The 8,993-nt window shown below is 47.3% G+C and carries 9 protein-coding genes; 8 read left to right on the forward strand and 1 reads right to left on the reverse strand.

Annotated features, from left to right (window positions below; all coding sequences use genetic code 11):
* Positions 1-2: 2 nt before the first annotated feature.
* The 8 genes from pseC to BLV11_RS04815 all read left to right on the forward strand — a co-directional run bounded on the left by pseC (position 3) and on the right by BLV11_RS04815 (position 8,599).
* Positions 3-1,172, forward strand: coding sequence for a UDP-4-amino-4,6-dideoxy-N-acetyl-beta-L-altrosamine transaminase (gene pseC / locus BLV11_RS04780; RefSeq protein ID WP_091811804.1), 1,170 nt, complete (start codon positions 3-5; stop codon positions 1,170-1,172).
* A complete protein-coding gene (gene pseF, locus BLV11_RS04785) occupies positions 1,172-1,876 on the forward strand; it encodes a pseudaminic acid cytidylyltransferase (RefSeq protein WP_091811805.1) in 705 nt (234 codons plus the stop codon). Before pseC ends, pseF begins: the two co-directional genes overlap by 1 nt.
* Positions 1,860-2,942 carry a UDP-2,4-diacetamido-2,4,6-trideoxy-beta-L-altropyranose hydrolase gene (pseG, locus tag BLV11_RS04790; RefSeq protein WP_175528285.1) on the forward strand — a complete coding sequence of 361 codons (1,083 nt, stop codon included), beginning with the start codon at positions 1,860-1,862 and terminating at the stop codon, positions 2,940-2,942. The genes pseF and pseG overlap by 17 nt, the downstream gene beginning before the upstream one ends.
* Positions 2,942-4,090 carry a pyridoxal phosphate-dependent aminotransferase gene (locus BLV11_RS04795; protein WP_091811807.1) on the forward strand — a complete coding sequence of 383 codons (1,149 nt, stop codon included), beginning with the start codon at positions 2,942-2,944 and terminating at the stop codon, positions 4,088-4,090. The genes pseG and BLV11_RS04795 overlap by 1 nt, the downstream gene beginning before the upstream one ends.
* Positions 4,087-5,286, forward strand: a complete 1,200-nt coding sequence (locus tag BLV11_RS04800; protein ID WP_091811808.1) for an ATP-grasp domain-containing protein — start codon at positions 4,087-4,089, stop codon at positions 5,284-5,286. The genes BLV11_RS04795 and BLV11_RS04800 overlap by 4 nt, the downstream gene beginning before the upstream one ends.
* On the forward strand, positions 5,283-6,101 hold the full coding sequence (locus tag BLV11_RS04805) for an amidohydrolase family protein (protein WP_091811809.1): 819 nt from the start codon (positions 5,283-5,285) through the stop codon (positions 6,099-6,101). Before BLV11_RS04800 ends, BLV11_RS04805 begins: the two co-directional genes overlap by 4 nt.
* On the forward strand, positions 6,085-7,134 hold the full coding sequence (gene pseI / locus BLV11_RS04810) for a pseudaminic acid synthase (RefSeq protein ID WP_091811810.1): 1,050 nt from the start codon (positions 6,085-6,087) through the stop codon (positions 7,132-7,134). Before BLV11_RS04805 ends, pseI begins: the two co-directional genes overlap by 17 nt.
* 187 nt (positions 7,135-7,321) lie before the next feature.
* Complete coding sequence (locus BLV11_RS04815) at positions 7,322-8,599, forward strand: oligosaccharide flippase family protein (protein ID WP_091811811.1); 1,278 nt, start codon at positions 7,322-7,324, stop codon at positions 8,597-8,599.
* Between the two features lie 80 nt (positions 8,600-8,679).
* Here the strand turns inward: BLV11_RS04815 and BLV11_RS04820 are convergent.
* Positions 8,680-8,993 (reverse strand): integrase core domain-containing protein (locus BLV11_RS04820; RefSeq protein ID WP_091811812.1); only part of this gene is annotated, 314 nt, incomplete at its 5' end.

An 8,993-nucleotide genomic window follows, 5' to 3' on the forward strand; every position in this document is an offset into this window, starting at 1 on the left:
TCATGATTCCCTATGGCAAGCAAGATATTGATCAGGCTGACATAGATGCGGTAGTGGACGTGTTGCAGTCTGATTTTTTGACTCAGGGGCCGAAGGTTCCAGAATTTGAGGCGAGTGTTGCACGCCATGTTGGTGTCGAGCATGCCGTTGCAGTAAATAGTGCCACATCTGCCTTGCACCTCGCATGTCTGGCCTTAGGGCTCGGGCAGGGGGATTGGTTGTGGACCTCTCCTATTTCCTTTGTCGCCTCTGCTAATTGTGGCTTGTATTGTGGCGCCAGCATCGATTTTGTGGACATTGACCCAAAGACATACAACATATGCCCCAATGCTCTGGCTGAGAAGCTTGAAGTGGCAAGCCGCAACGGAAGACTGCCAAAAGTTCTTGTAGTGGTGCACCTCTGTGGCCAACCCTGCGACATGGCCCGAGTTCACGAGCTGGGAGAGCGATATGGGTTTCGCATAATAGAAGATGCCTCTCACGCCATTGGGGGAAAGTACCGTGGTGAATTCATAGGAGCTGGCCAGTTCAGTGATATCACCGTATTTAGTTTCCATCCCGTGAAAATCGTGACCACTGCAGAAGGTGGTATGGCACTGACCAACGATGAAGATCTGGCCTCGTACATGGCTTTGTTGCGCAGCCATGGAGTAACTCGTGATCCAAACCTAATGAATCAGGAATCAGACGGCCCTTGGTATTACCAGCAGGTGGATTTGGGATTCAACTATCGTATGACCGATATCCAGGCAGCTTTGGGTATTAGCCAGATGAGACGAATAGATGCATTTGTGGCTCGCCGTCATCAACTGGCAAAACGTTACGATAGTCTGTTGAAGGAATTACCAGTTACGCTCCCCTGGCAGCACCCTGATAGCTACTCTGGTATGCACCTTTATGTAGTTCGACTTGAATTGCAGAATATTACGCGCACTCATTCAGAAGTTTTTGAAGCCATGAGAGCTCAGGGGGTCGGCGTCAACCTGCATTATATTCCAATACATACTCAACCGTATTACCGCGAGATGGGGTTTCATGAGGATGATTTTCCTGAGGCCATGCGTTATTACCGTGAAGCTATCAGTCTGCCAATGTTTCAGGGGCTGACCTATGGTCAGCAAGATGAAGTAGTCCGTGCTTTGACGTCGGCATTAGGCGTGGAGAGAGGCTGATGAAAAAACGCGTAGCAATCATTCCTGCTCGTGGCGGCAGCAAACGCATCCCAAGAAAAAACATCAAAGACTTCTGCGGCAAGCCTATGATTACCTGGTCGATAGAAGCCGCGTTACGCAGCAAGTGTTTTGACTGTGTCGTAGTGTCAACGGACGACTCGGAAATTGCCAAAGTTTCGCGAATCTCTGGTGCTTCTGTTCCGTTTGTTCGTCCGGCTGAGCTTTCAGATGATCATGCCGGAACACTCCCCGTCGTAATGCATGCTATGGAATATCTTGAGGCAAGTGGTGTTGAGTTGGCGGAAGTATGCTGTCTCTACGCAACCGCGCCATTTGTGACAAGCGAAGATCTGAGTAACGGTTTGGAGGTGTTGTCATCTTCTGGTGCAGACTATGCGATTGCGGTAACCCGTTTTTCATTTCCAATACAGCGCGCACTCCGGATATCGGAGAATCAGCGCATCAGCATGTTAAATCCGGAAACTTTTTCATTGCGATCACAGGACCTTGAAGAAGCCTACCACGATGCGGGGCAGTTTTATTGGGGGACGCGTAACGCATGGCTAAGTGGGGTTCCGTCTTTTCTGGCGGAAACAGCACCGGTGGTACTCCCAAGATACAGGGTCGAGGATATAGACACCATGGAAGACTGGGCGCGGGCTGAATGGTTGTTCCGAGCAAATTTTCGTGACTCTTCCAGATAAGATTTATTTTCGCGTCGATGCCGGCCTGCAGATTGGTAGCGGTCATGTCATGCGCTGCCTTGCGCTTGCGTCTGCGTTTGAAAATCTAGGGCTGAAATCAGAGTTTCTATGCAGAGCCCATGAAGGAAACTTGATTTCACTGATAAGGCAGAGTGGATTTCCGGTGACTGAGCTTGCTGTGGCTCGTGAGAGTACGGCGGGTTGTAGCGAGTATGAGTCCTGGTTAGGCGCCAATGTTCTTGCTGATGCTGAGGATTCCATATCTGCAATGCTATGGGGCGGAAGGGTCTGGGTTGTCGCGGATCATTACGGAATTGATGAGCGTTGGGAGCAAGCAGTCTCAGGCAGGGCAGGCAGGATAATTGTAATAGACGATCTCGCTAACCGAGCACATCAATGCGATTTTTTGGTTGATTCCAGCTACAAGCGGACGGCAACAGATTATATTAATTTGGTTCCGCCTGATTGCCAGGTTCTTGCAGGAACGCGTTACTGTCTTTTAAGAGCCGAATTTTCGGAATTTCGCCAGAGAGTATTGCCGCGGCTTTTCAATATGCCTCCGAGGCACATTTTAGTATCACTTGGAGGAATTGACCGTCGAAACTTTACCAGCCTCATCATTGACGAACTTGAAACTACGCAGTTGCCTGACTCAGTTAAAGTTGATGTTGTGATTGGTCATGCAAGTCCCTACCGGGAGATGCTGGAAGAGCGGTCTCGCAGCTCCCGACTGTGTGTAAGCATCAATCAGGGCGTAAATGATATGGCTAGGCGACTTGTATCCGCAGATATTTGTGTTGGTGCTGTTGGTAGTAGCGTCTGGGAGCGGTGTTGTCTTGGTTGTCCATCTTTCGTTGCAATATTGGCAGATAATCAGAAAGAGGGGGCCCAGAAGTTACAGTCTGATGGAGTGGTGCAGACCTTTTCGCCCACTGCCCGAGGAGAGCTTCGTGCGCTTGTAGATGGGGTGGCGCGCTTGACTATGCAACATCTATCAGAAAACGGAAGGAGACTTGTGGATGGTCTTGGTGTCCAGCGGGTGGTTAAGGCCATTTTGGAGCAGTAATGAAAACACCTGATTTTAGTCGTCGCGTTAGCAACATCAAACGTGCAAGGTCTATACATATAAACGAGCTGGTTTATAGAGCGAAGCGAAATGGCAGAAAACCCATTGTTTTGTCTTTGGGAGAAGCGTTGTTCGATATTCCGAATTATGGGTTTGATGATGATCTGGTATTTGGGGGATATCACTACAGTGATTCTCAGGGCTTACCGAGCCTGAGAAAAAAACTTGTAACTTACCTCTTAGACAAACATAGCGCAAAGAAGTTGAGCGCTGACGATAATGTCATGGTTTCTATGGGATCGAAAGCGTTGACTTACATGTCGATGCTTCTAGCGCTTAATGAAGGTGATGAGGTATTGCTTCATGAGCCCGCATGGCTTAGCTATGAGGATCAGGCAGCCCTATGTGGAGCATCGGTTAGGTATATACCCTATCAGTGTTCGCTTCGGGAAATATCAAGGAAAATTTCCGGGAAAACCAAAGTTATCGTTATCAATAACCCCAATAATCCTGCTGGCTGGGTCTACGATTTTAATGAATTGGAGTGCCTGATTTCGGATGCTGAAAAAAAAGGTGTCTTTGTTCTCGTAGATGAAGCATATAGCGATTTTGTTGGAGATGAGAGGTTTCAGTCTGCTGCGTGCTTAGTTAATGACTATGGGAACCTGATTGTAGTTAACTCAATATCAAAAAATTTGGGGATGTCTGGCTGGCGGGTTGGATTTGCCGTGGCAGATAAAGCAATTATCCAAAAGCTAACGGTTATAAACCAGCACTTGGTGACCTGTGCTCCGACTATGCTTCAACTCTATCTTGAAAAAAACTTTGATGAGATTTGGAATGTTTGTAATCGACAGATAGAGTCGCTATTGGTTAAGCGAAAAAAAGTAAAGGAACTGCTGGATAGGTACGGCTTTAGAGTGCTTGAAGGTGGCGCGACTTTCTATTTCTTTGTTGAGCTCTGGCCTAAAGGCAAAAATGCAGCAGATTTCACAGAAAGACTGTTGATTGAAGATGATGTGGCTTTGGTTCCAGGCGAGGCATATGGAAGAACAACATCACATTTTGTTCGACTGTCATTTGGGACTGAAACCCTGGAGCGAATTGAAATGGCGCTTCAAAGAATCAGTGCGAGAATCCAGTCATGAGAAAGCGCTGGGTCGTTCATGTCGGTGCTGGCCCATGGCAGGCCTCTGCCATTCGTAGGGTGAAGGAACTCGGTTATCGAACCCTGGCTATTGACGGAAATCCTGCGTCAATAGGATTTAGCATTGCAGACGACTTTCTCGTAGCCGATATAGGGGATGTTCAGGGTGTCGCCAAGGCTGTTCTTGCCTACTTTGGAGCAAGCTCGGAGTCTCCGGTTGCGGTTGTTTGCACTGCATGTGAGATCGGAATGTTAAGTGCGGCAAATTTGCGGCAAGTCTATGATCTTCCCGGAACTAAGTTAAATTTGGCAAGAAGGCTGACCAATAAAGGAGCGCAGCGGAGTGCCTGGTCGTTATTGGCGTCTCCGAAGTATTTTGTTTCCGGCGGGCGAGATTTGCCATCAGAATCCGAGTTGGCAGAGTTTCGTACGGATAAACTCATCATAAAGCCTGTAGATTCCTCTGGTAGTAGGGGGATAACGGTGGTTCCCCGGGGTGAACTCAGAGCGGAACATCTTGAAAAAGCGTTGCAGTTTTCGAAGAATGGCGAGGTCATAATAGAGGAATTTATTCAGGGGACGGAATACACCATTGAGAGTGTGAGACTAGCGGGAACGAGTTATCCTGTTTTGGTCACAAAAAAGGGAAAAGTTGCCGGGACAGAGTCTACCGTTGCCAATGTATTGAAATCTTTTCCTCTAGATGAGTGCCGGGCTGGTAAAATAGGATCCCTGCTGCAATGCGCCCATGATGCTTTAGGCTACCAAAATGGCGTCTGCCATACAGAGGTTATTGAAGATATCAGAGGATCTTTTTGGTTAGTCGAGACGGCTGGTCGGGGGGCGGGGTTTGGTGTTTCAGAAAACTTCATCAAGTATGCCTCAGGATATGATTACTTCGAGGCTTCTCTGTATTTCGACTTGGGCTTGCCAGTCGATATTCCGCCTCCAAAACTTCCGGAGATAATATCTGCTGTGAGGTTTATGGAATGCATTCCAGGAGTATTTGTCGATATTGTTAATGAATCAAATTTCGTAGTATACCCGCTCTTAGAGCCCGGCACTTTGATGTCGTCGCCCAAATCGGATGCAGACCGAATGGCTTACTTTTACGTCCAAGGTGCCTCTGAATATGAGGTGGATAGTAAAATGTCTAATATACTCGAAAAGATTAAAATAAAGGTAGAAGCACGATGACTTTCGAGTTTTTTGACTCCTTAATGCATATTAAGGTTGACCAGAAATGGTACAAAACTGAAAAGCGTGCAGATGTGGAGATTATAAAGTCATTTCATTCTGCAGGCGAATTGAAAGGGGGAGTTGTTGCATGTATGCCGGACGACGACCCTGCAGATATTGCTGAGATAACCAACAAAGAGCTACCTTTCTGTTATCTGGTAATAAGCATAAAAAAGGAATGGCTTTCCTACTCAAAAAACAAGCTTAAAGAGATTTTTAATAAATTCAAAGTTCAATATCGCGCAATAGGTATCAAGATACATCCACGTTTTTCTCAGCTGAGTCTTGATAACCATGATACCGTTGACCGAGTTATTGGTGCTGCCCACGAATGTGGCCTTCTGGTTTATGTCTGTACTATTTTAAGGGCTCCGGTTGGCCCTAACCCCTCATTGCCGCATTATTATATTGCCAAGATTGCCGAGCGAAATCAAAAGGGCGACATTGTATTTTTACATGGCGGATATACGGATGTTTTCCATACTGGTGAAGTAATTAGAGATTACCCCAATGCTTGGCTTGATCTATCATTTACTTTCATGAGATTTCGAAAAAGTGCCCTAGCTTTGGACTGTGGTTACCTTATAGAGACTCTAGACCAGAAGGTTATGATTGGGACGGATTTTCCTGAGTACACACCGCGCCAGCTGTTTGAAGAACTGGATCGATATGTATTTCAACGATCTGATTTGGAGTTATCACAAGAGAAGATTCAGAACTTGTTGGGCCGAAATATTGAGAAGTTGGTAAAAAAATATGCCTCAGGAAATTGAAATAGATGGTAGGAAGATTGGTGCCGGCTTTCCTCCGTACGTAATCGCAGAAATGTCTGCAAATCATAATGGCTGTCTGGAAAATGCCAAGAATATCATAGCTGCCGCCAGGGAGTCCGGCGCAGATGCCGTAAAATTGCAAACTTATCGGCCAGATACCATAACGCTCAATAGCAGCGCCGAAGAGTTCATCATAAAAGAGGGGCTTTGGGCTGGTCAGTCCTTGTATCAGCTTTATGAAAAAGCATTCATGCCCTGGGAGTGGCATAAGCCTCTTTTTGATCATGCCCGTCAGCTGGGCATTACGCTCTTTAGCTCGCCATTTGACAACTCGGCCATTGATCTGCTTGAAGACCTTAATGCGCCAGCCTATAAGATAGCTTCGTTTGAAGCTGTCGACCTTCCGTTGATTCGCTACGCAGCGTCAACAGGCAAGCCACTTATTATCTCGACGGGCATGGCGGACATCGACGAAATTCAGGAGGCTATTGAGGCTGCTCAGGGCGAAGGCTGCAATGAGTTGGCAATTCTCCACTGCGTAAGTGGTTATCCTGCGCCACCAGAAGATTATAACCTCCATACGATTCCGGATATGATCAAGCGCTTCGGTCAAGTGACTGGTTTGTCTGACCATACCCTGGACAACACAACGGCAATAGCAAGCGTGGCTCTGGGGGTGTCTATCATTGAAAAGCATTTCACCCTGGATCGAAGTGGCGGAGGACCGGACGATTGTTTTTCTCTCGAGCCAGATGATCTTTCGGCATTGTGCAGAGATAGCAAGACCGCCTGGAAGGCTTTAGGGTCTGTGAATTATGGCCTTAAATCCAGTGAGCGAGGTAATGTTCAGGCACGACGGTCTCTGTACTTTGTGAAGGACATGGCGGCCGGAGAGATTATCACCACTGAATGTGTGAAGAGCGTTCGGCCTGGTTTGGGATTACCTCCGAAGTATTTGGATTTTGTAGTTGGGAAGGTGGTAAAGAAACGGATCCTCGCCAATACGCCTGTGTGCATGAGTGTTATTGAGTGAGAGGCATGCTCGCTCTGTGCGTGGGTAGCTGGCTGGCCCGGAATACTCAAGAAATAGCCATGCGAATGTCTGAATCACCTGAAGACTGAACGAAAATCGCCGCCCCTTCTCGATGCGGGAGGGGGGCGTCAACTAAGCTTTGAAGCTAGGAATGTCAATCGCGTGCTGAAATACACAGAGAGCAGCCATGTTTAAGCTTGTCAAAGGCAATACCCTTGTTGCCGGCGCTGCTATCTATCTTGCTTCTAATATTCTGAATGCTGCGATTCCCTTTGCATTGATGCCAATTCTGACCAGGTACCTTAGCCCGACTGAGTATGGTGAGGTGGCGATGTTTCAGACATTGTTGGGGGCGTTGGCAGCAATAGTAGGCCTGAGTATGCATGGCGCTGCGGGGCGTAAGTTTTATGATGGCAATTTGAGTGAGGTCGAACTGAAGGAATTTGTGGGTTCATGTCTTCAAGTATTGCTTGTTACCAGTACCCTCACAATTTCAATAATGTTTGCCACGATAGATGTATTATCCGAGTGGCTAGAGCTTGGCTCTCTATGGGTATTGCTGGCTGTACCGGTTACTGCTGCCTCTGCCATTATTCAGCTTAGACTTGGCCAATGGCAGGTTCGCAATCAAGCTAAAAATTATGGAGCTCTTCAAACCTTCCAAAGTATTGTAAATACGTTGCTTTCGCTACTTCTGGTCGTTGTGTTTTTACTGGGTGCAGAGGGGCGAATCGTTGGGATGGTAGTTGCAATGACGGTCGCTGCTTTTCTTTCCATGTGGTTGCTAAGCCGTGATGGCCTTCTGAGCTTCTTTGTCTGGAGGCCACACTTTATCCGAGAAATTGTCCAGTTTGGTGGCCCCCTTGTTCCTCATGTTGGCGGCATATTTTTGCTCACTTCAGTTGACCGCTTTGTGATTAACGGGAAGTTGGGTTTGGCGGAAACTGGAGTCTATATGGTTGCGGTTCAGTTGGCTGGCGCTTTGGCGCTAATTTTTGATGCAATAAATAAGGCCTACGTACCTTGGCTTTATGAGCGTTTGAAGCGCGATGATAAGCGAGAAAAAAGGAAGATTGTGCGATTCACTTATGCTTGGTTTTGTTTAATTGCTTGCGGTGCAGTTCTGGCATTTCTGATTGGTCCCTTGGTAGTTTCTCTTGTCGCGGGCGATGATTTTTCTGGGGCGGGTGATGTTATTGGTTGGTTGGCTCTGGGCCAAGTTTTTGGTGGGATGTACCTTATGGTGACCAATTATATTTTTTTCTCCAAGCGCACAGGCCTTCTGTCTTTCGTCACTGTTTTTTCTGGTTTGATCAATGTATTGCTTCTTATCATTTTAATTGAAGTTTTTGGGATTCTGGGGGCGGCCTATGCCTTTTGTATTGCGATGGCCATCCGTTTTTTTCTTACCTGGTGGGTGGCGCAGATGCGTTACCCTATGCCCTGGTTTAATCTTAAAACATAAAGCGGAAAGTTATTAACGACATTTTTTGTACTCCCCCCCTTAGAATTGGTGCATTCGTAACTAGAGTTCTACTGTAGTGGTCAACTAATCCCGGACAGTATTTTAAGTTTTTCCTCGGCAGCAACCGGAGAAATGCCACCGTTGAATGAGTGTGGTCGCTGCCGGTTGTAGTAGCCCATCAGATAGCCACCAACATCCTTCTCTGCCTGCAACAGGCCTCGATATCCCAAGGCCGGTATCCACTCTGATTTCAGGCTTCGGAACAATCTCTCCATCGGTGCGTTGTCCCAACAGTTGCCGCGCCGGCTCATGCTTTGCGTCATCCGGCAGCGCCAGAGCCGCTGACGGAACTTGCGGCTGGCGTACTGGCTTCCCTGATCCGAGTGGAACATGA

The sequence above is a fragment of the Marinobacter mobilis genome, from assembly GCF_900106945.1.
GTDB lineage: Bacteria > Pseudomonadota > Gammaproteobacteria > Pseudomonadales > Oleiphilaceae > Marinobacter > Marinobacter mobilis.

Coding starts and splice junctions, on each gene's coding strand:
- pseI (WP_091811810.1), top strand. CDS start 6,085: ATGCCTCAGGAAATTGAAATAGATGGTAGGAAGATTGGTGCCGGCTTT.
- BLV11_RS04805 (WP_091811809.1), top strand. CDS start 5,283: ATGACTTTCGAGTTTTTTGACTCCTTAATGCATATTAAGGTTGACCAG.
- pseC (WP_091811804.1), top strand. CDS start 3: ATGATTCCCTATGGCAAGCAAGATATTGATCAGGCTGACATAGATGCG.
- pseF (WP_091811805.1), top strand. CDS start 1,172: ATGAAAAAACGCGTAGCAATCATTCCTGCTCGTGGCGGCAGCAAACGC.
- BLV11_RS04795 (WP_091811807.1), top strand. CDS start 2,942: ATGAAAACACCTGATTTTAGTCGTCGCGTTAGCAACATCAAACGTGCA.
- BLV11_RS04815 (WP_091811811.1), top strand. CDS start 7,322: ATGTTTAAGCTTGTCAAAGGCAATACCCTTGTTGCCGGCGCTGCTATC.
- BLV11_RS04800 (WP_091811808.1), top strand. CDS start 4,087: ATGAGAAAGCGCTGGGTCGTTCATGTCGGTGCTGGCCCATGGCAGGCC.